This is a genomic window from Desulfocicer vacuolatum DSM 3385 (assembly GCF_900176365.1).
In the GTDB taxonomy this organism is placed as follows: Bacteria; Desulfobacterota; Desulfobacteria; order Desulfobacterales; family Desulfobacteraceae; genus Desulfocicer; species Desulfocicer vacuolatum.
In genome coordinates this window covers 1-25,661 of the sequence record NZ_FWXY01000001.1, presented here as the reverse complement: position 1 = coordinate 25,661, position 25,661 = coordinate 1, and the positions used below count along the sequence as shown (strand labels likewise).

Here is a 25,661-nt window from a genome sequence, read left to right as displayed (position 1 = left end):
CTTTGGCTAACCGAGAAAGAACCATTTTTAATTTTCCCCAAGTTTTTTTACAAAGGTTTCCCCCAGGCGATAGACATCTCCTGCCCCCAGGGTGAGGACCAGGTCATTGGGCTTTACAGTTTCCATGAGCACGGTGAGGCACTGCTCAACGCTTTTCACATGAAAAACCTCTTTATGGCCGTGGGCTGTGATGCCCCGGCACAGGGTCTGGGAGGTCACCCCCTTTATTGGGGTTTCACTGGCCGCATATATGGGTAAAACCATTAAAATATCAGATTGGTAAAAGGCCCGGGTAAAGGCATCAAACAGTGCCTGGGTTCTGGAATATCTGTGGGGCTGAAAAATCACCACCACCCGTCTGTCCGGCCGGCTTTCCCGGATGGCTTTAAGTGTGGCTTTAATCTCCGTGGGATGGTGGCCATAATCGTCCATGACCAGAATGCCTTTTGCCTCTCCTTTTATTTCCAGGCGTCGTTTAACGCCGTCAATGTCTTCCAATGCCCCTTTGATGGTGGGAAATTGAATGTTCAGTTCCAGGGCAACGGCAATGGCGGCAAGGGCATTGGAAATATTGTGTCTGCCGGAAAGATTCAGGGCGATGCTACCAAGGCTGTTTCCCTTGTGAACCACCGTAAATGAGGATTTTATGCCGTCAAATTCAATGTCCCGGGCCCTGAGATCTGCCTGGGCCGTCAGTCCGAAGGTGGTATATCTCACCCGGATATCTGGAAGGATATCTTGGATATGCTCGTTGTCCAGACAGACAACGGCCAGCCCGTAAAAGGGGACAGAGTTGATGAACTGCTTAAATTTTGATTTGATATCTTCAATGCCGGTGTAATAGTCCAGATGTTCAAGGTCAATGTTGGTCACCGCAGCAATGGCCGGGCTATATTTGAGAAAGGACCCGTCACTCTCATCTGCCTCGGCAACAATGTACGCCCCTTTGCCCTGCAGGGCATTGGTGTTAAGATGTTTTAAAAGGCCGCCGATGACCACGGTGGGGTCAAGACCTGCCCGGTCCAGAATGTGGGCCACCATGGAAGTTGTGGAGGTTTTCCCATGGGCCCCGGATATGGCAATGGCATATTTAATGCGCATGAGTTCTGCCAGCATTTCGGCCCGGGGAATGATGGGAACAGATTGTTCCCGGGCCGCCGTTACTTCGGGGTTATCCGGTGAGATGGCCGTGGAGGTGACAATGACACTGGCACCCTTGATTTGATCCCGGTGGTGGCCGGTGTGAACCGTGGCCCCCAGTTCCTGTAGGCGGCGGGTGATGTCAGACGCATTGACATCGGATCCGGACACCCGGTACCCCAGCCCCAGAAGAAGCTCTGCAATGCCGCTCATGCCGATGCCGCCAATGCCCACAAAATGAATATGATAGTTTTTCTGGTACATGAATCTTACCTGTTCTTTGTAATGAGGTGGATAATTTCCCGGGCCACGGTGTTCCGGGCATGGGGCATGCCAATTTTTTTTGCTTGTTGGGCCATTCTTTTTAGTTTTTCCGGATTTTTTCTCAGCTGTTCAATGCGTTTTCCAAGACGGTTTCCATTGAGTTCATGGTCCAGGATCATCATGGCCGCCCCCTGTTGCACCAGGGCCATGGCATTGTGGCGCTGGTGATCATCTGCAGCATGGGGATAGGGCACCAGAATGGCCGGTTTACCAAGGGAGGTGATTTCCGATAAAGTACCGGCTCCGGCCCTGCAGATGATGAGATCGGCTTGTTTCTGGCGTTGGGGCATGTCATGGAAAAATGCCCGGGCCGTTGCGTTTATGTCCATTTCTTTGTAGGCGTTTACCACCTGTTTCTGGTCATTTTTGCCAGTCTGGTGGATCACTGTGTATGAAGATGTATCACTCAGGCGTTGCATGGCCTCCACAACAGCTTTATTAATACTGGCTGCCCCCTGGCTTCCCCCGGTGATAAGAAGGTTGAATCCGTTGCCAGGAAAGGATGGCAACGGCATCTCATGGGAAAGGTCTGCTTCCGGGGAAGGGGTTGCCCTTCGGATGGGATTTCCGGTGAGGATGATATTTGCCCCGGCGGGAAACCCCTTTGTGTTTTTAAAGGAAATAAATATTTTATGCACAATGCGTGACAATATACGGTTGGTGATGCCGGGGATGGCATTTTGTTCCTGGATGGCCGTTCTTTTTCCAAGAATCCTGGCCGCCATGAGCACCGGGCCGGATGAATATCCGCCCACCCCCAGTACCAGATCCGGCTTAAAGGAAACAATGATCCAGGCAGCCTGGAAAACGGAAAAGGGAATCGTGGCCATGGCAGACAGTTTTTCCCGGATGCCTTTTCCTTTAATCCCACTGGAGGAGATGGCAACATGGGTAAAGCCGTACCTTAAAAGGGTCTTTTTCTCAAAGGGGGTATTGGTGCCCACAAAGAGAATTTCAACGGAGTTTGACTGCTCTTTAAGTGCCTGGGCCGTGGCAATTCCCGGAAAAAGATGTCCCCCTGTTTTACCGCCGGCAATAATGATTTTAATAGGTTTGGACAATGGCTTTCCCTTTTTTATAAGAAATTTTCGCCAAATTTGACGGGTTTTCATGTTTTGTTGTGGGCAGAACCGGATCAGAATATGGTCTGTCCGTGGCAGTTATTGAAACAGGTGGTATTGTGGATTGATCTTGTGGGGTGGCGTGTTTTTCCCGGGGGATTTCGGTGCCGGTCCTGCCGATGTTCATCAGAACACCCATGGCTGCCATGCTCACCACAAGGGAGGTGCCGCCATAGCTGATAAAGGGCAGGGGAAGTCCCTTGGTGGGGAGCACCCCCAGGGTGACACCGGTGTTGATAACCACCTGGAGCCCCAGATGAATGGTAATGCCCGCAGCCAGAAAGCTTCCGAAAACGGTGTGGGCTGTTCGGGCAATGACAGCGCCCCGTTTTAAAATAAGGATATAAAGCACAAGGGTGGCTAAAACCCCCACAAGTCCCAATTCCTCTCCGATGACGGAAAAGATAAAGTCTGTGTGGGGTTTGGGAAGGTAATGGACCGTCTGGAAGCCCAGGCCCAGGCCCTTTCCCAGAACCCCTCCGGCTCCAAAGGCTTTAAGGGAATGGGTCAGTTGGTATCCTGCGTTCAGGGGATCCTGCCATGGGTCCATGAAGAATCGCACCCGTTCCCATCGATAGGGCTCATTGTACACAAAAAAATAAAAAACCGCTGCCCCAAGGGGAATAACAGTGGAAAGTTGCAGCATGGGTACACCGGCAATGAACATCATGGTCCATGTAATAAAGCCAATGATGACAATGGATCCAAGATCCCTTTGAAATACCAGAAGGGCCGTTAACACGGTGAGAAGTAGCAAGTGGGGTAAAAAACCGATACAAAATGAGCGGATATTTTCCTGTTTGGTGGAAAGGGAGTAGGCAAGATAGAGCACCAGGCCCAGTTTAAGCAGTTCCGAGGGTTGAAAGGTGAGCCCCTTGACGGTGATCCAGCGACAGGCCCCACCGGCCCCGGCTCCCAGGGGCGTCAACACCCCCACCATGAGAATCAGGGCAGTCCCCAGGATGGGATAAACCAGTTTTTTAAAATGTTCATGGGGAAACAAGGCCCCGACATACATCACCACAAGTCCCAGAAGAAGAAAGATGGCCTGACGTCCGGCATAGTACATCGAGGTGTTGTGTTTTGCCACACTGATGTCAGCACTGGCACTGTAAACCATGGCAATGCCAAGGCCTGTGATGATCAAAACAGGTATCAATATGGCAGGTTCACGGGAAAACGGAGCTGTGATGTTGTTTTTTGTTATCATGGCATTGTCAATTGTTTGATTTGATGTTTAAAATCATCCCCCCGGTGTCCATAGCTTGAATACATGTCAAAACTTGCACAGGCCGGGGAAAGCATGACTGTATCGTTTTTTCGGGCCAGGGTACGGGCCAGGGCCACGGCAGATGCCATGGTGCCCACCTGGGTGATGTCACATGAGCCCCTAAGCGCTTTTTGAATGTTGTTTGCTGCTTCTCCCATGAGAATCAGATGCTTTACCCGGGATGTGACACTGGACTTTAAGGAAGAAAAATCTGTGTTCTTTTCTTTCCCCCCCATGATGAGAATGAGGTTTTTGAAGCAGGAAACCGCCTTTATCACGGCATCGGGATTGGTGGCTTTGGAGTCGTTGTAATAGGGAATGCCGTTCACATATCCTGAAAATTCCATGCGGTGCTCCAGCCCTGGAAAGTGATACACAATTTGTTCAATGTCGGCCATGGGGGTTCCCATGCACAGGGCTGCCAGGGCAGATGCCGCAATATTTTCCAGGTTGTGTTTGCCCTTGATGCGTATTTTTGAAATGAGCAGCTTCCCGGCCATTTGCTTGCCCCGGGTGTAAAAACGGATGCTCTTTTCCTGGATGTGCGCCCCGTTTTCGGGGGGTGTTTCATGGGCCGGGCGAATGAAAAAAGGTGTTGCCTTGAGTGCTTGAATCTCTTTTTTATACGTGGACAGGCTGCTTCCCAGGATGGCCACATCATTTTTGTCCTGGTGGGCAAAAATACTCCATTTGGACCCGGCATAGGCTGCAAAACTGCTGTAGCGATCCATGTGATCCGGTGTGATGTTTAAAAGAACGGCCACATGGGGCTTAAATGCCATGGCGGTATCCAGCTGGAAGCTGCTCACCTCTGCCACCACCACCGTTGCCGGGACGTCTTCATCAAAATACCGGGTAAGGGGCACACCGATGTTACCACCGGTGAAAACAGCGGTGTGGGAAGATTTAAGTAAAAGATCAATCAAGGTGGTCACCGTGGTTTTACCATTGGTGCCTGTCACAGCCACCACAGGAACTTTGATCTGTTCTGCGGCCACATCCAGTTCCCCCCTGATGGGGATTTTCCTTTGGGCGGCCCTTTTAAGATGGGGCATGTCAAGGGGGATTCCCGGGCTTGCAATGATCATCCGGGCCCGGTCAAAGGTGGTGGCATTGTGCGGTCCGATTTCTGTGGTGATCCCCATTTTTTCAAGCGCTTTGGCCTTTTTTTTCATATTGGGATCACTGTCCGTGATCACCACGCTGTTTCCCCTTTTTTTTAAAAAACGGGCCATGGCAATGCCTGATTTTCCCAGGCCCACCACCAGGATATATGGATGAGACATGTGAGTCATTAATGGTTCCTATCTTATTTTAAGGCTGCTCAATGAGACAAGGGCCAGGGTGATGGAAATGATCCAGAATCGGACAATAACCTTGGATTCCGGCCATCCCTTGAGTTCAAAATGGTGATGCAGGGGGGCCATGCGGAATACCCGTTTACCGTTGCTCATTTTGAAATAGCCCACCTGTATTATCACAGACAATGCCTCAATGACAAACAATCCCCCCACCAGTAAAAGAAGAATTTCCTGTTTGGTCATCACAGCAATGGTTCCCAGAACGGCTCCCAATGGAATGGAACCGGAATCCCCCATGAAAACCTGGGCAGGATGGGCGTTGAACCACAAAAAACCAAGGCCTGCCCCGGCAAGAATGCCGCACACAATGGAAAGCTCTCCACAGGAGGCAATGGACTGCACCTGGAGGTATTGGGCAATCTTGGCATGCCCTGCCACATAGGCAAAGAGCATGTAGGCCACTGCGGCAATGATGATGGGGCCGATGGCCAGGCCATCCAGTCCATCGGTGAGATTCACTGCATTGGAGGTGCCCACAATGATCAGGGTGGCAAAGGGAATATACCAGATGCCAAGATCCGGAGACAAGGATTTGAAAAAGGGTATGGTCAGTTCACTTGTAAAGTCCGGGCAGTGGTAAATAAGCCACGAAATCCCCAGGCCTGCAATGATTTGCAATATGAATTTCCCCCGGGCTGTGAATCCCATGTTTCGTTTTTTCACCTGCATGAGATAGTCATCAATGAATCCGATGAACCCAAAGAGCATAAGGCTTAAAAGGGTGATGGAGATGTAGTGGTTGGACAGCCTGGCCCAGAAAAGGGTGGATACCCCAATGGAGAAGAGAATGAGCAACCCTCCCATGGTGGGGGTGCCCTCCTTGTCCAGGTGGGTCTGGGGTCCGTCCTTTTGAATGATTTGTCCGATCTGGAGCCGGGAGAGCCGTTTAATGGCCCAGGGACCCAAGAGAAAACATAGGGTAAAGGCGGTGAGTCCTCCATAGATGGTTCGGAAGGTGATGTATCTGAATATATTAAAAAAAGAAATATCCGTATGGAGTGGATATAAAAGATCATAAAGCATGATTAATTTTTTTCTCCAAGGTGGTTGTGCAATGCCGTTACAATATGTTCCATGCGCATTCCCCGGGACCCTTTCACAAGGATTCTCATTTGGGGCGTCAGTTTTTGTATGATTTTTTTGATCAGTTCCGGGTGGCTTCCAATGAAGATTTTTTCCCTGGGAAATCCTTTTTCCAGGGCACCTTCCATGACATGGAGCGCCATATCTCCGTGGATAAACAGATGGGAGATACCGGACATGGCGGCCCTTTGGCCCACCTCTTTGTGCAGTATGGGGGCCTTTCCTCCCAGTTCCAGCATATCCCCCAGCACCGCAATGGTGGGGCCGGTGTGGTGACTTATCATGTCCAGGGCCGCTGCCATGGAACCGGGGTTGGCATTATAGGTGTCGTTGATGAGTTTTATGCCACACCCCGGTTCCAGTATTTCCATACGACCCTTCACCGGTGTGAAATCAGCCAGGCCTTTTTTAATTTCAGCCAGGCTGAAACCGGCCTTGAGGGCCGCTGTTGCCGCTGCCAGGGCATTTTCCACCATGGCCGGTGCCGGGGTGGCAAGGGTTATCTCCACACTGTCACTGCCTTTTTTCCCAGGGCAATGCAGGGTAAAGTTGAGACTGTCCTCTTTCTGGCAGATCTCCTGGGCCCTGATCCGGGCGTCTTTTGTAATGCCAAACACGCAATGGGGGATGTTCAACCGCTCCACAATTTCTTCCATGATATGGAACCGTTTATCATCCCTGTTGAGAATGGCAAGGCCCTTGTCCCGGATGCACGGCAGCAGTTCTGATTTTGCCCGGGCCACTGCCTCCACAGACCCCAGGCCCTCCAGGTGTGCCCGGAAAGTGTTGGTGATAATACCCATGTCCGGCCGGGCTATTTTCCCCAGGCGGGTGAGCTCTCCTGAATGGTTCATACCCATTTCCACCACGGCCCACTGGTGGTCATGGGATAAGTTGAGCAGGGTCAGGGGCAGGCCTATTTCATTGTTAAAATTTCCCTGGGTGGTGAGCACTTTGTATTTTTGTTTGAAAATGGTTGTAATCATTTCCCGGGTGGAGGTTTTTCCACAGGAACCGGTGATGCCGATCACCTTTACATTGGCCCGGTTTCTCTGGAAGGCTGCAAGTTTTCCCAGGGCCGTCAATGTGTTTTCCACACAAAAAAAAGATATGCCTTTGGATATCAATTTTTTCTTTTCAGCCGGGGAAAGCTTCTGGAAAAATGAGCTTTCCACCACAAATCCCCTGACGCCCCTGTCCATGAGCGGCTTGACAAAACGGTGTCCGTCAAAGGTCTCTCCCTTAATGGCCACAAAGAGATCTTGTGTTGCCATGGTCCTTGAGTCCGTGGCAACCTTGGGAAAGGTGCAGGGGGCAATAAGGGGTGTTTGGGCTGTTTCAAGGGCTTCAATGATGTGGTCTGTGTGCCAGGGGATGGGGGAAAAGGAGATCATGGATTGCCTCCTTGAGTCCAGTTGGCACGCTCCATGGCTTCTCTCAGCACCTGGCGGTCATCAAAATCAATGGTGCCCCTGGCTGTGACCTGGTAGGTTTCATGTCCTTTGCCCGCAGCAATGATGATGTCCCCGGGAAAGGAAAGGTCAACGGCAGCATTAAGTGCCTTTTTCCGGTCCGGCTCCACCAGAATGGACTCAGGGGGTTGGGTTACACTTATCTGGGAGACCCATGTTGCTTTTTGGCTGGATTCCGGGGAAGGTGTCATACCTGCCAGAATATCCATGATAATGGCTTCAGGGGATTCTGTGCGGGGATTATCCGAGGTGACCATGGCAATGTCAGAATATCTGGCTGCAATTTCTCCCATTAGGGGGCGTTTGGAACGATCCCTGTCTCCGCCGCATCCAAATACGGTGATCACCCGGGCCGGTGCCCGCAGCTTTAGGGTCTTTAATATGGATTCCAGGGCATCCGGGGTATGGGCATAATCCACAAATACAAATCGGTTCCCGTGGTTGGGAATTCGTTCCAGGCGGCCGGGTACCCCTTTACACGCTTCAATTCCCCGGCAGATAATATCAGGAGCAATGCCAAGGGCATGGGCTGCCCCTGCGGCGGAGAGAATGTTTTCCAGATTAAATGCACCGGTGAGGCTGGATGCAAATTCTGTTTCAATGCCCCCAATGTTAATGCTTCCCTTGATGCCGGAAATATCCTCAATCACGTCCACGGCACGAATTTCTGCGGCGTCATGGATACCGGTGGTGACCGGAGCACCGGACAGTTTGCCAGCAAGGTTGGCCCCTCTTTTATCATCCATGTTGATCACGGCCCTGCCGTTTTTATTCCCCCGGGCCAGCTGTCGGGTGTAAAGCTTTTTTTTGCAGGCCCAGTACGCAGACATGGTTTTATGATAATCAAGATGGTCCTGGGTGAGGTTGGTGAAAACGGCTGCATCAAAAAAGCAGTCCCGGACCCGGTGAAGGTCCAGGCCATGGGAAGAGACCTCCATGACCACATGGGTGACTCCGGCTTTGAGCATGGTGGCAAGCATTCTCTGAAGATCCATGGATTCCGGGGTGGTCACCGGTGTATCTGCCACCTTGTCCCGGTATCTCCAGTTGACGGTACCAATGACGCCGGTTTCACATTGTGCAGCTTTCAGGATGTGCTCCACAAGCCAGGCAGTGGTGGTTTTGCCGTTGGTGCCGGAAATTCCCACCAGAATCAGTTTTTTTGAGGGATCACCGTAAAAACGCGCACTGATGGCGGACATGGCTCTTCTGGTATTTTTCACGGCAATGGTGCGCACAGCGGTTTTTATGTGGCGGTCCACCACAACGGCCACGGCTCCGTTTCCAACGGCTTGATCAATGTAGTCGTGGCCGTCGGCCTTAAGGCCTTTGACAGCAATGAAAAGTCCACCGGGGGTAACGTCCTGGGCCCGGTAGTGGATGGAGAGAATCTCGGGGTCAATGCCCGGTTCCCGTTCAGATTCAAGGCTTCTTTCCCAAAGGGGGGTACAGGTTTTGGTCAAATAAGAAAGTCTCACAGCTTATGCTCCGCCGGCCCTGGGGCCATGGGTTGTCCCTTTATCATGTCAGTAAATATCGGGGGTAGTAGTTGTTTCACCGCCGGCCCATATTCGCGTATTGGGAACTGCCCGGTTGTGAGCAGCCCCAGACCGGTGAAGATGGGATATTGGACGAATATTTACCCATGTCAGGGGGAATGTTCAGGTAATTAAAGGTCTTTTGTAAAATGGTTTTAAATGCCGGGGCGGCCACTGTGCCGCCATAATGACTTTTCCGGGGCTCATCCACAATAACAAGACAGGTGAGCCTGGGCTTTTTTGGGGGGGCAAATCCCACAAAAAGGGCCGTATAATTGTTATCTGAATATCCCCGTGCATGGGGAATTGCCTTTTGGGCTGTGCCGGTTTTACCGCACACGCCATAGCCGGGAAGATATGCCCGGGTCCCGGTGCCTCCTTTCTGGACCACCGATGCCATCATCCGGGTGACAGAAGAAGCTGTTTTTTCTGAAACGGCACGGCCCGTTACTTTGGGGGGATAAGTTTCTCTGGCCGTGCCGTTCTCTGCAATGACGGCACGGATAAGTCTTGGTACCATTAAAATTCCCCTGTTGGCAATGGCGGACACAGCACAGGCAAGCTGGATGGCAGATACGGAAATCGCTTGTCCAAAGGCAATGGCCGCAGTATCCATGATGGACCATTGGGCCGGGGGCATGAGTGTGCCTTTTGTTTCAATGGGGCAGGCAATACCTGTTTTATTGCCAAAACCGAACCGGGTAAGCGTGGTGTGAAGTTTGTTTTTCCCCATGAGTTGGGCTACTTTTGCCACACCGATGTTACTGGAGACTTTGATAATCTGTGCCAGGGTGAGCCAGCCATGGGCATGGGTGTCCCGTATGGTTCTGCTGCCCAGGGCATAGGAACCGTTTCCACAAAAGAAGGGAGTGTCCGGGGAGCTGATTCCCTGTTCCAGTGCCCCGGCTGCCAGAAAGATTTTCAGGGTGGAACCCGGTTCAAAGGCATCTGTCACGGCTCTGTTGCGCCAGTTGTTTGGATCAAATTCACCAAAGGCATTGGGATTAAAAAGCGGATAGTGGGCCATGGCAAGGATGTCTCCTGTGTCAGGTTCCATGACAATGGCCATTCCCGATTGTGCCCCATTGTCAGTCACTGCGTCCTTCAGCGCCATTTCAGTAATATATTGAATGGTTTTATCTATGGTGAGCACCAGGGAATTCCCTGACAGTTCTCGTGTCATCTCTTGTGTGCTCTGGCGTGTCGTTTTTTTGACAGTAATTTTTTTTGTTTTCCCCCTGAGTATTTCGTCAAATTTAAATTCAAGTCCTTCTTTGCCCCGGTTATTCCATCCGGTGATGCCAATGACCTGGGCTGCCAGTTCCCGGCTGGGATGGAATCGAATGGTATCTTGCATGGTAAGAATACCCGGGATGTTCAGGGCTTTGATTTTTTTTCCCTCCCCGGGGGAGAGCTTTTTCTTGAGCCAGACAAATTTTTTGTTTGAAGCCAGCCTGTCGGCGATGAGGGATTCTTCCATGTGGAGCAGGGGAGAAAGGGTGCGTGCCGTTACATGGGGGGATTTTATATCCTCCGGTGCGGCCGCAATGGATACGGCATCCAGGCTTGTGCTCAGTTTTTTCATATGCCTGTCCAGTATGTTGCCTCTTTTTCCTTTTATTTCAATGGTTTTTATAAGATCTTTATCTGCCTTGTCTGCAAGCTTATTCACATTGAACAATTGCAGCATCACGGCCCTTGCCCCTATTAGAACCATGATCACCCCAAATACAATTTCCACCAGGCGTATACGCCTGGCTATTTTGCGGGAAAGGGGCGGGTTCATGGGGTGTTATCCATTTTTATAATCTGATCCGGGTCCGGTGTGTGAAGATTGAGGTGGTCCCGGGCAATGGTCATGATTCTTTCCGGTGAAGAGAGTCTTTCCTGCTCCACCAGAAGTTCAGATCGGTATTTGAGAGCTGTTTTCTGTTCCTGGGTTGCCAGTAAAATTCGTTTGTCTGTGTGGGTCTGTTCCACCCTGATCCAGGTGTAAAGCAACAGTTCTAAAATAAAAAAAACAATGAAAACTATCCATTTTCCCTGGAAGGTATTACCTTGGCTGTTGACTGCTTTTTTTCTGTTGGCGGTGTTCACCGGTTATATTCTTTCAGCAACCCGCAGTCGGGCACTCCGGGCCATGGGATTGGCAATGCACTCTTCAGCAGTGGGCATGAAGGGTTTTCTTGATATTGATCTTAAAGAGGGGGTAAACCCGCAGGTGCACTGGGGAAAATCCCTGGGGCAGGTGCATCCCTCTTCAAAGGCCCTGATGCCGTGCTTTACAATTCTATCCTCCAGGGAATGAAAGGCAATGATACAGATCCTTCCCCCGGGGTTGAGAAGTTGCGGAATCTCTTTCATGATTTTTTCCAGACGTTCCAGTTCCCGGTTTACTTTGATCCGCAGGGCCTGAAACACCCTGGTGGCAGGATGAATTTTTTGGTTTCTGGCTATTTTTGCGGGAACGGTGTCCACAATGATGTCAGCGAGCCGGGCGCTGGTCATGATGGGGGATTGCCGGCGAAGGTCAACAATTTTGCGGGCAATCTGCCGGGACATCCGTTCCTCCCCGTAGGAAAAAAACAGATCTGTAAGTGCTTTCAGGGTAAAGGTGTTGACAATGTCGGCAGCCGTGAGTCCCTGGCGTTTATCCATGCGCATATCAAGGGGTTCATCCTTTAAAAAACTAAAGCCCCGCTGCCCCTTTCTCAATTGATGAAGGGAAAGCCCAAGATCAAGGAGGATGGCGTCCACCCCCGGTATTTGAAGTTTGTCAAGGACCTGCGGCATGTGGGAAAAATTATCATGCACTATGGTGATTTGTGTCTCTTTGCAGGATAATTTTTTGTAGGCATTTACAATGGCATCCATGTCCTGGTCAATGCCGATGAATGTGCCCTCCGGAGAAATCCGTTTCACCATTTGTGATGCATGGCCTGCCCCCCCCAGGGTGCCGTCCACACACACATCCCCCGGTTTAAGGTTCAGGTGCAGATCCACTTCCACGGGCATGACAGATGTATGTTCAAAATGCATTGATTAAAGTCCCAGGGATGCAACTGTTTTGCTTACATCCGGTTGATTAAGGTCATCATTAAATTTGTTCCCCTCCATCTCCCAGCCCTCCATGGACCAGATTTCAAATCGGTCCAGCAGCCCCACCAGTACAATCTTTTTTTTAAGACCGGCATAAACTCTAAGGGGTTTGGGAATCAGTATCCTGTCTTGTTTATCACAGCTGCAAAGGGTGGCATTACCAAGAAATATCCGTTTGAATCGGGTCATATAATCCAGTTTAACCACCATGAGTTTCTTTTCTATTTCTGTCCATTTTTTCATGGTGTAAGCGTAAATACAGCCTGCATTGGTGGTGATCATCAGTTCATTTGCCCCACCGGCCTCAATGACGCTCTTGAACCGGGACGGAATGATAAGCCGTCCTTTGGGGTCCATGGTGTGAAATGAGCTGGATCTAAACATTTTGGTATCCTGGATTCTGTTTCTTCTAAGTATTAATAAGCACGCTTTGGGGGAGGGGGTATGGGGAATCAGAGTCAGGAATGTGCTATTTGTTTTATCGGTCAAAGGTTCTCAAGGCTTGAGTTTACTGTAAATAAGGCCTTTAAGTGTGCTTGCTCCTCCTCAAAAAATGGATGTAAGGAGTTAAAGAAGATGTCGTATTCTTAAATGTAACTCCACATTTATCCACTGTAGAGTCTACTATTCTCTGAATAATACTCTTAAGTCAAGAAAAAAAATATGTATAAAAATGATTTTAAAGCCATAAAACATAGTTGTTTCAATGTCTTGTGGCTTTTATTTTAAATTGGGGCGTGCTGCAAAAAACAGGATGGACACGGTGGAGGATGATAATAAAAAGAGGGTCAGGCCCGGCTTTTACCATTGCAAATATTGAGAAAACCGGGCCTGAAAGGTGATGTTATTCTTTTGGGGTGGAGGGCTCTTCCTTTCCAATGCCCAGAAGGGTTTCCACATGGGATTGGATATTTTTACCGACGTATTCATCCAAAACAAAAGGGTAGGGACTTGTTGATGAAAGTGCCGGATATTTGTCATTGCTGTTTTTATCAAACAGGGTAAAAGATAGCTGATTTTCCCCGTTGAAGGTGATTTGACACACAGGATTTTCATCTGCCGGCATTTTTTTATCATCCCCCGTGTAGGCGTCGCACGTCAGGGATGAGAGGGTGGAGAGAATGTTTTTCACTGCAGATTCATCACAGGGGCTGTTATCTTTTTCAAACTGCCAGATTTTTTTGTCTTCTGTGGCGGTGTTTTTCTCCTCCGGGGAAGTTTCTGTATCGGTTTTCCGGGGAGATACCGCCTTGAGGGTCCGGGTGATACCGGCGGCGGTAATTTCCATTCTTTCAATGACACTTTCATCAAAGAAGAGCACTTTTTTATTCCGCAGTCCATTGACATCTGTGTCAAAACTCCCACGGAAGTTGCCAGCGGCATGGTAAATGTTGTCATCTCCTTTAATTTTTACAAAGGTGTGGTGGTACGACGGTGCTGTTTTTCCCACTTCAAAGGCGCGTATTTCACCTGATGTACCACTGGCTGTGACCTTGATGCGGTTTCCCAGGTCCAGTTGATACCGTTTAAGGTCTCCCTTTTCCGATGCCAGGGCCGTTATTTTAAGGGTGGAGATGTCTTTTACAAGGTTTTTGATTGTCTCTGTGTCAGCTGGATATGATTTTTCCGTAATCCCCCATACCTCGTCGACTTTTGTGATTTTTATGGATGTTTCTTTTTGTTCAATGGTAATGCCGGTGATGTCCGACCCTGCCAGGGATGTCAGTTCCGGCAGGGAGTAGTTATTTCTGTTTTCATTGTGGGTCACAAGATACGCGCAAAGCCCGGCAATGATAAGTGCAAGTATGAGATATTCCTTTTTCATGGATGTTACGCCTCCTTAATTTTCCTGGAACATCAATTTGATTTTCCGTTTTCTGCCCCGGCGTTTTAACAGAACCACAAACCCTGAGATCACAATTAATATGGGCAGCCCTGCAATGTTAAACAGCTTGATAATCCCCCGGATCATGGGGGTGGTTTCGGCAAGGGGGTTAAATGTCTGATTTTTGCTTCGTAACACGGCAATGTTATCCTGGTCATTGAGGTGGTCAATGACATTGAGGATAAAGGCGGCATTGGTGCTCTGGCCCTGGGGGTCCAGCATGTTGTCCTGGAGCATGGAAGCGCATCCCATGACAAATATTTTACCTGGTTTGCCCTTGGTGATAACGGCATTCCGGGTTTCTATTTTTGCCACAAGGGCATCTTTCTCTGCTCCGGGCGCTGTGGTGTTATTTTCATTTGGGGCTGTTTCTGTGGCGGCAGAAGGGCTTTCTTTTTCCGGGCTCAGCTCTTTTTCCTCGGCTGGTTTTGCAGGCAGGGGTTTTCCGGCAAAATAACTGGAAAACTCCCCGGATACCATATAAGCAAGATCCCGGGCTTTCATTTCCGATGTCTGGGTGGGGGGAGACATGAACATGGGATTAAGATCTATGCGGTCTGCCATGGTCCAGGATTTTTCCGAAGAGGAAAAAAGCCGTGTGGCCACAAGAGCGTTTTGTTTCAACTTGTCTTGATCCACCATTATGGGGGAAATCTGCATGGTGATCAGCCCCTTTATGTTGTTCATAAAGGCAAGGCTGCGGTTGATGCTGCCATCTTTGATGATGGGGGCAAAATAGATGTTTTGTTCTCCGCCACCCTGGGCCGAAGGACGTTGCTGTTTGTAACAGCTTTCATCCAGAACATAGGCAGGCTCAATGGTGATGCCATAATGTTTGAGCAATTTTTCCAGGCCTGTGTTTAAAGGTACATACTGGGGGGCGCCCCCCATGCCCATGGATTGCCGGGGCATGATCTCTTTAAAAGCATCCAGAAAAAAAGCAATGTTGGTTCCCCGCATCAATGCCTGGTCAATCTGGAATAGTTCATAATCGGAAAAATTTTCAGTGGGTTTTGCAATGATAAGGGTTTTTAACCCTTCTGGAATGTTCTTTTCTTTTAAGGAAACCGGCACAATGCTGTAGCGTTTGGACAGAAGTTGATTAAAGGCGTTCATGTTGCTCCGGGGCTGGCCCGGCATCATGCCCCCCGGGGAGAGGGTGGGGGTGCCATGGTCGGCAAGGTATCCTAAATTTTCATTGATACCGATCATGGTTTCCATGGTGTCAGAGAGTATGGTTTCAAGCCCTGCCGGATCGGCCATCTGGTAGGTGGTGCCGATGATGGGAAGATTTACGCTGGTGATCACAGGGGTTACCCGTACCCGGTCCCGGTATTCCATGACAATACCGGCACCGCCGCTTCCTGCCTTGATGCCCTGTTGGGGTACATCCGGCCACTTCATGACCATGAGATCATATTTGGCGGCAAGATCGTTCAGGGTTTTATCTTCCCGGGGGTCCACAAAGGCATAATCTATGTTGTCAAGGCTTTCCAGATTCATCTTTTTTGCAAGTTCTTCCACGGCCCGGGGTAAAAGAGGGAGTTGGTCAAGGCCCATGAGAGGGGCCACCTTTTCCAGGGATGAGGATAGGTAGAATCGAATTTTTACCTTCTCTTTAAGGGCCATAAAGGCGCTGACCTTGTTGTTGAGTTTCTGGATGGCTGTGGTCAATAGATATTCAACCCCGTCGGTGGAGGTGATGGCGGGAATCTTTTCCATCATGTCACCGTGGATGATCACAAGCCCCATGTAAGCCTGCTGGAATTTCATTTCATCGTTTTCAATGATACGGATCTGCACAGGGGAGATGCCGTAGTCCTGGGCTAGTTTTTTGTTGGAGTTGGACTGGTCTGTGAGACCGGATTCATCGGCCGTGACATCGTAAAAGGTGTAGTTGAACCGATCACCTCCTGCGGCGGCGTAAGCCTCAAAAAGATCATGGAGATACCGTTCGGTGGAATTATGGGGGGCCGGTAGATTCTTGGTGAAAAATACCTTGATGGTCAGGGGTTCAGAAAGGGTTTTTACTGCATCTTTACTGGCCTGGGAAAGGGAATAGATACGGTTTGCAGTGAGGTCGCTGCGGAAAAAAAGGGTGACCCCCACCACATTAATGAGGATGACCACCACAGCATAGGTGAAAAATTTAAGGTATGCACCTTTGTTGGAATATTTTTGCATGGAATCCTCCTTAATTCTTTTCCTGCATGACAAGGTATGTGCCAAAAAGCCCAAGAAACATGACACTTAAGAAATAAAGAATATCCCTTGAGTCAATGACTCCCTTGGCAATACTTTGAAAATGGGTGTTGGTTCCCAGAAATCCGATGAGTTCTGTGAGGGAGGGCGGGATGAAGAAAAGAACCCGGTCCAGTATGGTGAGGGCAAAGCAGATGGCAGCCCCCAGAATAAAAGCCACGATTTGATTCCGGGTCATGCTGGAGGCCAGAATACCAAGGGCGCAATAGGCCCCGGCCAGGAGCAGGGCACCAAGGTATCCACCCATGACGGGTCCCGGGTCCACCTCACCGATCATGGAGATGAACAAAGGGTAAGACAGGGTGGGCAGCAGCATGCAGCCACAAAAAGCGGTGGCTGCCAGAAATTTTCCAAGGGCAATGTCCCTGAAGGACACCGGCAGTGTCATCAGGGTCTCATAGGATCCCACGTTGACCTCTTCGGAAAAAAGGCGCATGGTCACCGCCGGTATGATAAAGGAAAAAATGGTGGGAAGAAGGGCAAAAAAGTTTCGCATGTCGGCCCGGTCAAAGATGAAAAAGGTGGAAAAGAAAAACCACCCGGTTATCACCAGGAAAAGTGAAATAACAATGTAGGCAATGGGGGAGATGAAATAATCTTTGAATTCTTTGGTTGCAATGTGAATGGTCTGATGCATTGTTTATGCTCCCTTTGTCAATTCCTGAAAGATGTTTTCCAGACTCTGGGACTCCCTGGTCAGTTCAGCCATGACCCAGTCGGTTTCTTTGATTTTAAGATAGATATCTTTTCTAAAGTCCCGGGAGCTGCCGGTCTTGACTTCGTACAGTGAGGTCCCGGTCTCCCTGGCTGCCACCTGTCTGATGTCAAGATCTGCGTCCAGGGTATTTAAAAGCTTTATGGGTGCTTTTCCTGTTTCTCCATACAGGGCAAGGGAGAAGGTGGTACCTTTTTCTGCCCTGTGCTTTAAATTTTCTGTGGTGTCGTCGGCCACCATTTTCCCCTGATTAATGATGACGATTCTGTCACAGGTGGCTTCTGCCTCACTTAAGATATGGGTGGAAAAAATGATGGTTTTTTTCTTTCCAATGCGCCTTATAATGGCTCTTATCTCTGCAATCTGATTGGGATCAAGTCCTGACGTGGGTTCATCCAATATGAGGATTTCAGGATCGGTCATCATGGCATGGGCAAGGCCCACCCGCTGCTTTAATCCCTTGGATAACGCGTCTATGGATTTATGCATGATATCGGCAAGGCCGCATAGCCCTGAAAGTTCCTGTAGCCTTCCGGGAATATCTTCCTTGGCAAGCCCCCGCACCTTTGCCACATAGGTGAGATAATCAAATACGAGCATGTTGTGGTACAGGGGGGCGGATTCCGGCAGGTAACCCATGCGTTTTTTTATTTCAAGGGTGTCCTTTGGTATCTCAAGATCATCAATTTTAATGGTGCCCGATGTGGGTTTGAAAAAACCGGTGAGCATTCTCAATGTGGTGGTTTTACCGGCACCGTTGGGACCCAGGAGCCCTAATATCTCTCCTTGTCTGATCTCCAGACTGATGCCGTCCACAGCACAGAAGCTGTCGTAGTATTTGGTCAGATTGTTGACCTGTATCACAGAACCTCCTTTACAACCTGAATGTTGCATTCCCGGGGAATGCCTGGAACCTTCAGGTGGTGTGTCACTGTCACGACAGGCAGTCCCTGTGGTGACAAACGTTGGGATTTAATATTGTTCAATGACTCTGCTTTTTTCAATAAAGGCGGAGAGCTCCTTTGTGGTGCGTGTCAAGGCGCCCATGGAGCGCTGTATTTCCAAACAGAAAGGATCGTCTTCCCCCAGGGTTTTTCTCGCTTTTTCCAGTAGATCTTTTCCTTCCTCCCAATGGGCCATGAGATCTTTAAACAGACGTTTTCGTTGTTCATGGCGTTTTTTTTCCCCCTGGATCACCGCTTCAAGTTTGTGCAGGGAATACTCCACCAGCGCATCCCTGGGAGTGTCCAGATCATTTGATATGAGTTCCAGGACCTCCAGGGTTTTTCTGCTGAGCACATAGGTTTTTTGTACCCTGTCAATGCGGTTGAATTTGCGCAAGTGAATGGTTGCGGCAATGTCCCGCAGGGCCGGAGCATCATCAATGAGGTGGTCAAACAGCGATTTTTGTTTGATTCCCAGATGAACCGCCACCAGGCTTAAATAATCAATGGCCCGTTCCGAGAGTTTGAATGTGGCCCGCACCGACTGCTTTCCCCGGAGATCAACGGTGCTGGCTTCAGGTATTGATGTTTTTTTTTCTGACATGTTAACCTCTCCGGTGTGAAAATTAACAGCATCCCTCATATGATCCAAAAATCAGTTTACACTTTGTTGGAAGCTTGTCCCTGAAATGGGAACATTATTTTGAAAAATGTAAGCCGTGAATGAGGCATGCCCAATTGTTCTTTAATGCCTTGGCCAATTTCATTATTTTTATGATTGAATGTAAAATAATCATGGGTGTTATTTTGTGAAGCATCTTTGTACATAAAAATAACCCGGGGATCAATAAAAAATATAAAAAAATGCCCTTGATCCCATGTCTGGAGCGCTTTAAAAGGGGCCGTTTAAATATGGTTTGGGGCTTGGTTCTAACATGCCGCCGCCCCCCCCGATGGGCAATGGGCCCGGACCGGAACTGTAGACAGCTCAATTGTCCGGTTCCTATTACCCATCGGGGGGGCGGCTCTGCTGAGGTTGGCTTGGAGGCTGTCTTTTCATATAAAAGGGGGTGCTGTTTGTGAAACCAACTTGACTTATATCTTTGAATTATATTATTATTTGCAATTTATAATCATGGCTCATATCTGTTCCCGGGTGTGCTGTGCATTTTGCCTTAAGATCATTGGGCAGCCGGTGTATGGCAATTAGCGATTGGAACGGACATGTTCATAAACAACTCAATTTTTCAGACACCCGTTTTGTGGTGGACAGGGGTTGTTTTGCCAGTCAATTAAGGGTGGATAATGGATAAGAATATTGTAAATAAAATTGATGATGCCGTAAAAATCAAAACGGTTCTGGTGAGTGTTTCTGATAAATCCGGACTGGAAACATTTGTTCCCGGATTGCTGGATATTAATCCCCAGGTGAAAATTCTCTCCACCGGCGGGACCCATGGTCGGATTAAAGAGATTCTGGGGGATCGGGCAAAGGACTGCCTGCAGCAGGTGTCTGACTATACCGGTCAGCCCGAAACCCAGGGCGGTCTTGTGAAAACATTGGATTTCAGGATTTACCTTGGCCTTCTCACGGAAACTTACAATCCAGATCACCAAAATGATTTGAAACGCACCGATTCTTTGGCCATTGATATGGTGGTGGTGAATCTTTATCCCTTTAAGGAGACCATTGAAAAACAGGGGATCACCTGCGAAAACGCCAGGGGCAACATTGACATTGGCGGGCCCACCATGATCCGGGCATCGGCAAAGAATTTTATCCGGGTGGCCTCGGTGGTGAATCCCGATGATTATGCGGGTATTTTGCAGAGCATGGAAAAAAACAGCGGGGCGTTGACCCTGGCGGACCGGTTTGCACTTTCACAAAAGGCATTTGAACACACCGCAGTGTATGACAGAACCATTGCAGACTACCTGGGAGAGATGTCCGTGGATGATATGGCAGCCTGCTATAACTGCCGGGGATAGATTCCATACCGGTTTTGTTCTGTCCGCAAAGAAGGATAAAAACCAGTGTCTTGCACGGATTTTTCTTAAAAAAACAGCACAGAGGAATAAAAAATGGCAGATGATTTAAAAAAAATGTACAAAACAGTGATGGATGACCACTTTACCCCGTCCATGGAGATCAGCTTTGTGGATGAAAACGGTCGTCAGACCCTGTTTTATGATAAAGTGGCATGGACCATTGACGGCATAGAAAAAGGGTTGCGCTATGGTGAAAATCCCGGCCAGGAAGCAGCCCTTTATCGCCTGGTAAACGGCAACCTGGTATTGGGGGGCATTGAAACCATTCAGCCGGGAAAATACATGGTGTCCAATCTGGAGCTTCTTCAGTCGGGCAAACATCCCGGTAAGACAAATCTCACCGATGCCGACAATGCGCTTAATATTTTACGGTATTTTTCCGCCACCCCGGGTGCGGTGATTGTAAAGCATAACAACCCTTGTGGTGCAGCCATTTCAGACAGCCTGGAAAGTGCCTATGAAAAGGCTTACATGGCAGATCGGGTGGCAGCCTTTGGCGGATGCATTGCCTTGAATCGATCTGTGGATAAAGCCACGGCAGAAGCCATTGCCAACCAGTATGCCGAGGTGGTGGTTGCACCTGATTTTGAAGACGGTGTTGTGGATATTCTGGCCCGGCGGAAGAATCTGCGGGTGATTCGTATCAATAATATCCATCGACTGGAAAATTACATTGGAGAGCGGGTCCTGGATTTTAAGAGTCTCATGGACGGCGGTATTGTGGCCCAATGGTCCTTTGCCCCCACGGCCCTTTCCAGGGATGATTTGAAAGTTGCCGAAACAGTGTACAAAGATAAAACCTATAAGGTGGACCGGGAGCCCACAGAGCAGGAGTATCAGGACATGCTCTTTGGGTGGCTGGTGGAGTCCGGCATCACCTCCAATTCGGTGATTTATGTGAAGGATAATGTCACTGTGGGCATCGGTACCGGAGAGCAGGACCGGGTGGGTGTGGCAGAAATTGCCGTTGATAAGGCCTATCGAAAATTAATGGATCGATTTTCCTTTGAAAGATATGACACACCGTTTAATCTGCTGACTGATCTGGACAAACGGGCAGAAATTACTGCGGATGTGGAAACCCAAAAGGGCGGACTCATTGGTTCGACCATGGTCAGCGATGCTTTTTTTCCCTTCAGGGACGGCATTGATGTGGGATTAAATCAAGGCATTAAATCGGTGATTCAGCCCGGTGGCTCCATGAATGATTATGAGGTGATTGAGGCGTGTAACGAAAACAATGCCACCATGGTTTACACCGGTCAGAGAAGTTTTAAACATTAATATTGTTGATTGTTTGACCAATTCAAGGGCTTGGGTTGTAGACTCCTTACATGGGGGGGGCTTCCCGGCCCTTTATCATATAAAAACCGCCACGGGCAGACCAAGGCTATGTCTTGGTCTGCCCGTGGCGGTTTTGCTTTTGTTTCAGGGGGGCGCTTAATAGCTGAATAAAGAGAGTTGATCCCGTCGGGCATCGGCGTGCTGGATGGTTACCTGGACCAAGTCTCCCGGTTTTAGTTTCATGCCCCCGGATGGCAGTCTCCACTCTAACATGAACTCCTTTATGAGGATGGTGAAAAAATCCCTGCGACTGTCAAGAACAACGGCTTCCTGGGCAGAGCCTTTCATGCCTTCCAGATATTTAAGCAGCCAGTAGCGGCGTCGCTGGAACTGGGCTCTGCCTGTGTTGGACATGGGGATATCAATTCTCTGGAGAATGGATTCAAGCTCATCTCTGGTATAGGGCTTTTCATATCCCAGAATGCCCCGGATTTGACGCTGGGTGATCAGATCAACGTATCTTCTGATGGGGGAGGTGGCCGTGGAATAGGCTTTTACCCCCAGTCCGGAATGGGGGGCCGGTTTGGTGCCGGTGGCGGCCCGGTTGAGCTGTTTTCTCTGCATGCAGTTCATGAACAATGATGTTTCCACCCCCTGGAACAGGCGCTGTTTGGGTTCGGGCTGGGATCTGAACACCGCAGGAACCTCATGGGATGCAAGGAATTCTGCCATGAGAGAATTGGCAAGGATCATCATTTCAGACACCAGCATTCTGGATGGATTTTCCCGGTCAATGCGGGAGATGCCGATTTCTCCGTTTTCTTCCACCCAGATATTGACCTCGGGCAGGGTGATCTGCACGGCCCCAGCCTTGATGCGCTTTTCCCGGAGCACCGTGGCAATTTTGTGAAGTGTGGTGACAGGGTCGTCTTCGCCGTTGAGCATATTGGCTTCGGTGTAGGTCATCTGGTGGTGTACTTTAATGATGCTGGCCGTAACCTCATAGTCAATGATTTCAAAAAAACGGTTGAGATTTACCAGGGTGGATATGCCGGGCCGCAGTTCTCCTTCCCGCAGGCTGCAAAGATCTTCGGACAGATTGGGGGGCAGCATGGGAATTTTATCATCGGGCATGTAAATGGAGCTGGCCCTGTCCCTGGCATCTTTATCAATGATATCATCATTTTTGATATAAAAGCCCACGTCAATGATGTGAATTCCCAGAAGATAGCCTCCGTCTTCCTTTTTTTGAAGGCTGATGGCATCATCATAGTCCAGGGTGGACTGGCCGTCAATGGTAATAAGAGGCACATCTCTCAGGTCTTTTCTCAGGGGATCTTGGGTGAAATCCCCATGGGCTGTGATCAGGCCGTCGGCCTTTTCCATGACCGAAGATGGGAACTTGGTGGGAATATCAAGACGGATGAGGTCAAGGTTTTCATCTTTATTCCAGATACCGGCTTTGACCATGATGTTGAAAATCTGATGGGGGGATTCAGTGCCCGTCCGAGAGAGAATGGCCTTGGCGTCATTGGCGGTTTTGCTCTCTTTTTCATGGATATAATAATCGGTGAGAATTTTGATGATTTCAGGATCAGGCGGGTCTGTGGTTTTGCCCTGGTCCATGCCTTTGAACCATGCACTTCCTTTATCAATGAGGCGTTTTTTGGCTTCGGCTTCCCGGATCTGTCTGCGTTTGAGCTCAATGTGCTCCGGCGTATTGGGGGTTAAAATGTCTTTGCCGAATTTGAAATAAAGCTTGTCACTGAAAAATGCCCGGATCACGGCGGACTCATGGTCCGGTGTCACCGGGGGATCAAAGCAAAGAGCTGTCATGGTGGGGATATCAATGGCTTCTCCATCCTCGTGGAGCAGTTCCCACAACTCCTCAACATCAAGGGTTTGTGCCAGATTCCGTCTTTTCTGGGAGATGAGCTTTAACTCTCTTACCAGGGATTCCCTGGAGGCAGAAGGGTTGAGTCCCTCCCGGGAGATGTGGGCCAGTCGTCCTGTGGCAAGATTGACTTCACGGTTGTTTTCCGTGAGCAATTTTAACCGCAGGTTCTTGAGCTGCATCACCACCGCACAAACCACTCTTTGCTGATCAATATATTCTACTATATTTCCTGTATCCATAACGGGATACAATATCAGCAAGTATATGTAAAGTCAATTAACATGACGCTATTCTTCTTGAAAAAAAAGGGCACTTCCACTAATATGGTTCCATGGCTGAGAAAAGAAAAAAAAGAGATAAAATATCCCCTGACCGCCGGGTTAATCGAAATGGAATCCGGGTATTTAAAAAGGATGAGGATTTCACCGGGATGTTTTCTCAATTAATTTTGGAACCCCGGGAGAACAAAGGGGAAAAAGGTGATCAGGAAGGGGATTTGCCCAAAAAATCCAGGCCCATACCAAGGGACCGCCATGGCTTGCCCTTTCTGGATAAATCGTCACACTTGTCTGATTTGTTTAGGGTCTCGAAAACAGAGGAAAATGAACCCGATGAAAATTTTTCTGAGCTTTTGGAATCTTCATTAAAGGGCAAAAACCAGGATCTTCTTTTAAGGGAAAAAAGGGATCGGGAGCCCCCCCGGCCGGTACCGCTTAAAAAAAGGCTGAAACGATACCCCCCGCCCCAGAATCAGTTGGATCTCCACGGGTTCACTGCCATGGAGGCCCAGTCCCGTACGGAAAGCTATCTTCGTCACTCCTGGAGAAACGGTTTCTTTACCCTGCGGGTGGTGGTGGGAAAGGGGCTTCATTCTGAATCCGGTGCAGTGCTGCCCCATGTGGTGGAAGATCTTCTGGTGCGGCTCAAGCGAGACGGGGTGGTTTTATGGTTTGAATGGGATCAGAAGGTAAAAGCCCACAGCGGCGCTGTGATTGTGTATCTCAATCAATTTGACTGACACACGCCCCCACTGTTCCATACCATGGGTTTATCTGCCCAGCTGATATTTTCTCACAGCGCGGTTATGCTCTTTTAAAGTTTTTGAGAAATAGTGGGTGGTGTCGTTTCGGGATACAAAATATCGAAAGTTACTGTTTGCCGGAAACAGAGCTGCTTCAAGGGCCTGTCTTCCCGGGTTTGCAATGGGCCCCGGGGGCAGGCCTTTAATTTTATAGGTGTTGTAGGGGGTAAATGTTCTCAGATCCCGGCGGGTGAGGTTGCCGTTGAAATCGGCAATGCCATAGATCACCGTGGGATCACTTTGCAGTGGCATTTTTGCTTTCAGACGGTTGTGAAACACCGATGAAATCAAGGGCCGCTCCTCAGGGGTACCAGTCTCTTTTTCAATGATGGAGGCAAGGGTGACCACCTGGTGCATGGAGAGCCCCTTGGATTTTGCAAGGGCTTCCCATTCCCGTGTGAAAATGGTTTTGAATCGTTTCACCATGGTGGTGATGATGCGGGATGTGGGGGTGGCTTTCTCAAAATAATAGGTATCCGGGAACAGGTATCCCTCCAGGCGGTCTGCCGGTATGCCAAGGGTGCGGCAAAGGGAGGAATCCTGGGAAAGTGCCATGAATTCTGCTTTTTTACCAAGGCTTTTTTTTTCAATGGTTTGGGCAATTTCCGCCACAGTGAAGCCTTCGGGGATGGTGATGCGGTATCGCTTGACTTTTCCTTGGCAGATAAGATCAAGAATATATGCCGGGGACATGGCAGGTGAGAGTTCATATTCCCCTGATTTGATGGCCCCGCTTTTTTTCTGAAGCCTGACAAAAGCTTCAAATAAAAGTTTGTTTGATATCAGGTGACGGGTGTAAAGGTGATTTGAAATCTGCTTTAAAACAGAACCCCTTTCTATGGTGACCATGCGGGTGTTTCCCCGGGTACTTAAAGGCGTTGTGGCAAAGTGGTTCATATAGGTGAATCCGGCCAATGCAAACAGGCTGCCCAGAATCAAGAGCGTGAAGATGGTTTTTTTAATCATGTGTTTCAATATCCGCAGTGCCCCCCATGGGAGAGCCTGTTTGAAAAATATTTTTTTGGCACAAGGCGATGTTCCCTAACCTGGACAAGCCAGAACCAAAAAGGTTTTGTTGAATCACCATTCGCGGTATAATGATTCCCATAACATACAAATGCGAAAGGAGGTCAATC

The 25,661-nt window shown here is 49.2% G+C and carries 21 protein-coding genes; 3 read left to right on the top strand and 18 right to left on the bottom strand.

Translation table 11 applies throughout. The annotated features are described in order from the left end of the window. Window positions 1-27: 27 nt before the first annotated feature. The 16 genes from murC to B9A32_RS00035 all read right to left on the bottom strand — a co-directional run bounded on the left by murC (window position 28) and on the right by B9A32_RS00035 (window position 18,818). Window positions 28-1,404, bottom strand: coding sequence for a UDP-N-acetylmuramate--L-alanine ligase (gene murC / locus B9A32_RS00110; protein WP_084066350.1), 1,377 nt, complete (start codon window positions 1,402-1,404; stop codon window positions 28-30). 5 nt (window positions 1,405-1,409) lie between these two features. After that, window positions 1,410-2,525 carry an undecaprenyldiphospho-muramoylpentapeptide beta-N-acetylglucosaminyltransferase gene (murG, locus tag B9A32_RS00105; protein ID WP_084066349.1) on the bottom strand — a complete coding sequence of 372 codons (1,116 nt, stop codon included), beginning with the start codon at window positions 2,523-2,525 and terminating at the stop codon, window positions 1,410-1,412. Then, window positions 2,509-3,795, bottom strand: coding sequence for a putative lipid II flippase FtsW (gene ftsW / locus B9A32_RS00100; RefSeq protein ID WP_084066348.1), 1,287 nt, complete (start codon window positions 3,793-3,795; stop codon window positions 2,509-2,511). Before ftsW ends, murG begins: the two co-directional genes overlap by 17 nt. Then, the gene (gene murD / locus B9A32_RS00095) at window positions 3,792-5,141 is read right to left on the bottom strand and encodes a UDP-N-acetylmuramoyl-L-alanine--D-glutamate ligase (RefSeq protein ID WP_212637531.1); all 1,350 of its coding nucleotides are present in this window, start codon (window positions 5,139-5,141) and stop codon (window positions 3,792-3,794) included. Before murD ends, ftsW begins: the two co-directional genes overlap by 4 nt. A gap of 18 nt (window positions 5,142-5,159) precedes the next feature. Next, the gene (mraY, locus tag B9A32_RS00090) at window positions 5,160-6,239 is read right to left on the bottom strand and encodes a phospho-N-acetylmuramoyl-pentapeptide-transferase (protein WP_084066346.1); all 1,080 of its coding nucleotides are present in this window, start codon (window positions 6,237-6,239) and stop codon (window positions 5,160-5,162) included. 2 nt (window positions 6,240-6,241) lie between these two features. Beyond that, a complete protein-coding gene (locus B9A32_RS00085; protein WP_084066345.1) occupies window positions 6,242-7,693 on the bottom strand; it encodes a UDP-N-acetylmuramoyl-tripeptide--D-alanyl-D-alanine ligase in 1,452 nt (483 codons plus the stop codon). After that, on the bottom strand, window positions 7,690-9,249 hold the full coding sequence (locus B9A32_RS00080; RefSeq protein ID WP_084066344.1) for a UDP-N-acetylmuramoyl-L-alanyl-D-glutamate--2,6-diaminopimelate ligase: 1,560 nt from the start codon (window positions 9,247-9,249) through the stop codon (window positions 7,690-7,692). Before B9A32_RS00080 ends, B9A32_RS00085 begins: the two co-directional genes overlap by 4 nt. Window positions 9,250-9,325: 76 nt before the next feature. Further along, the gene (locus tag B9A32_RS00075; RefSeq protein WP_084066343.1) at window positions 9,326-11,095 is read right to left on the bottom strand and encodes a peptidoglycan D,D-transpeptidase FtsI family protein; all 1,770 of its coding nucleotides are present in this window, start codon (window positions 11,093-11,095) and stop codon (window positions 9,326-9,328) included. Further along, window positions 11,092-11,406, bottom strand: coding sequence for a cell division protein FtsL (locus tag B9A32_RS00070; RefSeq protein ID WP_084066342.1), 315 nt, complete (start codon window positions 11,404-11,406; stop codon window positions 11,092-11,094). Before B9A32_RS00070 ends, B9A32_RS00075 begins: the two co-directional genes overlap by 4 nt. A 3-nt stretch (window positions 11,407-11,409) precedes the next feature. Continuing rightward, window positions 11,410-12,348 (bottom strand): 16S rRNA (cytosine(1402)-N(4))-methyltransferase RsmH, encoded by a 939-nt coding sequence (gene rsmH, locus B9A32_RS00065; protein ID WP_084066341.1) that lies wholly within the window; start codon window positions 12,346-12,348, stop codon window positions 11,410-11,412. Window positions 12,349-12,351: 3 nt separating this feature from the next. Next, window positions 12,352-12,792 (bottom strand): division/cell wall cluster transcriptional repressor MraZ, encoded by a 441-nt coding sequence (gene mraZ / locus B9A32_RS00060; protein WP_084066340.1) that lies wholly within the window; start codon window positions 12,790-12,792, stop codon window positions 12,352-12,354. Window positions 12,793-13,252: 460 nt separating this feature from the next. Beyond that, a complete protein-coding gene (locus B9A32_RS00055) occupies window positions 13,253-14,233 on the bottom strand; it encodes a DUF4340 domain-containing protein (RefSeq protein WP_084066339.1) in 981 nt (326 codons plus the stop codon). 15 nt (window positions 14,234-14,248) lie between these two features. Continuing rightward, window positions 14,249-16,477 (bottom strand): Gldg family protein, encoded by a 2,229-nt coding sequence (locus B9A32_RS00050; protein ID WP_084066338.1) that lies wholly within the window; start codon window positions 16,475-16,477, stop codon window positions 14,249-14,251. 10 nt (window positions 16,478-16,487) lie between these two features. Then, window positions 16,488-17,192, bottom strand: coding sequence for an ABC transporter permease subunit (locus B9A32_RS00045; protein ID WP_084066337.1), 705 nt, complete (start codon window positions 17,190-17,192; stop codon window positions 16,488-16,490). A 3-nt stretch (window positions 17,193-17,195) separates the two neighbouring features. Continuing rightward, window positions 17,196-18,134 (bottom strand): ABC transporter ATP-binding protein, encoded by a 939-nt coding sequence (locus B9A32_RS00040; protein ID WP_084066336.1) that lies wholly within the window; start codon window positions 18,132-18,134, stop codon window positions 17,196-17,198. 108 nt (window positions 18,135-18,242) lie between these two features. Further along, a complete protein-coding gene (locus B9A32_RS00035) occupies window positions 18,243-18,818 on the bottom strand; it encodes a hypothetical protein (protein WP_084066335.1) in 576 nt (191 codons plus the stop codon). A 701-nt stretch (window positions 18,819-19,519) separates the two neighbouring features. Here B9A32_RS00035 and B9A32_RS00025 point away from each other — a divergent pair. Together B9A32_RS00025 and B9A32_RS00020 are read left to right on the top strand one after the other, a co-directional pair. Beyond that, on the top strand, window positions 19,520-20,203 hold the full coding sequence (locus B9A32_RS00025) for a hypothetical protein (protein WP_084066333.1): 684 nt from the start codon (window positions 19,520-19,522) through the stop codon (window positions 20,201-20,203). Between the two features lie 93 nt (window positions 20,204-20,296). Then, a complete protein-coding gene (locus B9A32_RS00020) occupies window positions 20,297-21,547 on the top strand; it encodes an IMP cyclohydrolase (protein ID WP_084066332.1) in 1,251 nt (416 codons plus the stop codon). 156 nt (window positions 21,548-21,703) lie between these two features. Here B9A32_RS00020 and B9A32_RS00015 read toward each other — a convergent pair whose 3' ends face one another. Continuing rightward, a complete protein-coding gene (locus B9A32_RS00015) occupies window positions 21,704-23,683 on the bottom strand; it encodes a ribonuclease catalytic domain-containing protein (RefSeq protein ID WP_084066331.1) in 1,980 nt (659 codons plus the stop codon). A gap of 92 nt (window positions 23,684-23,775) precedes the next feature. Here B9A32_RS00015 and B9A32_RS00010 point away from each other — a divergent pair, with 92 nt between their 5' ends. Beyond that, the gene (locus tag B9A32_RS00010; RefSeq protein WP_084066330.1) at window positions 23,776-24,462 is read left to right on the top strand and encodes a Smr/MutS family protein; all 687 of its coding nucleotides are present in this window, start codon (window positions 23,776-23,778) and stop codon (window positions 24,460-24,462) included. Between the two features lie 30 nt (window positions 24,463-24,492). On the opposite strand, the gene mltG is transcribed toward B9A32_RS00010, so the two are convergent. Then, window positions 24,493-25,491, bottom strand: a complete 999-nt coding sequence (mltG, locus tag B9A32_RS00005; RefSeq protein WP_139795649.1) for an endolytic transglycosylase MltG — start codon at window positions 25,489-25,491, stop codon at window positions 24,493-24,495. Between the last annotated feature and the right edge of the window lie 170 nt (window positions 25,492-25,661).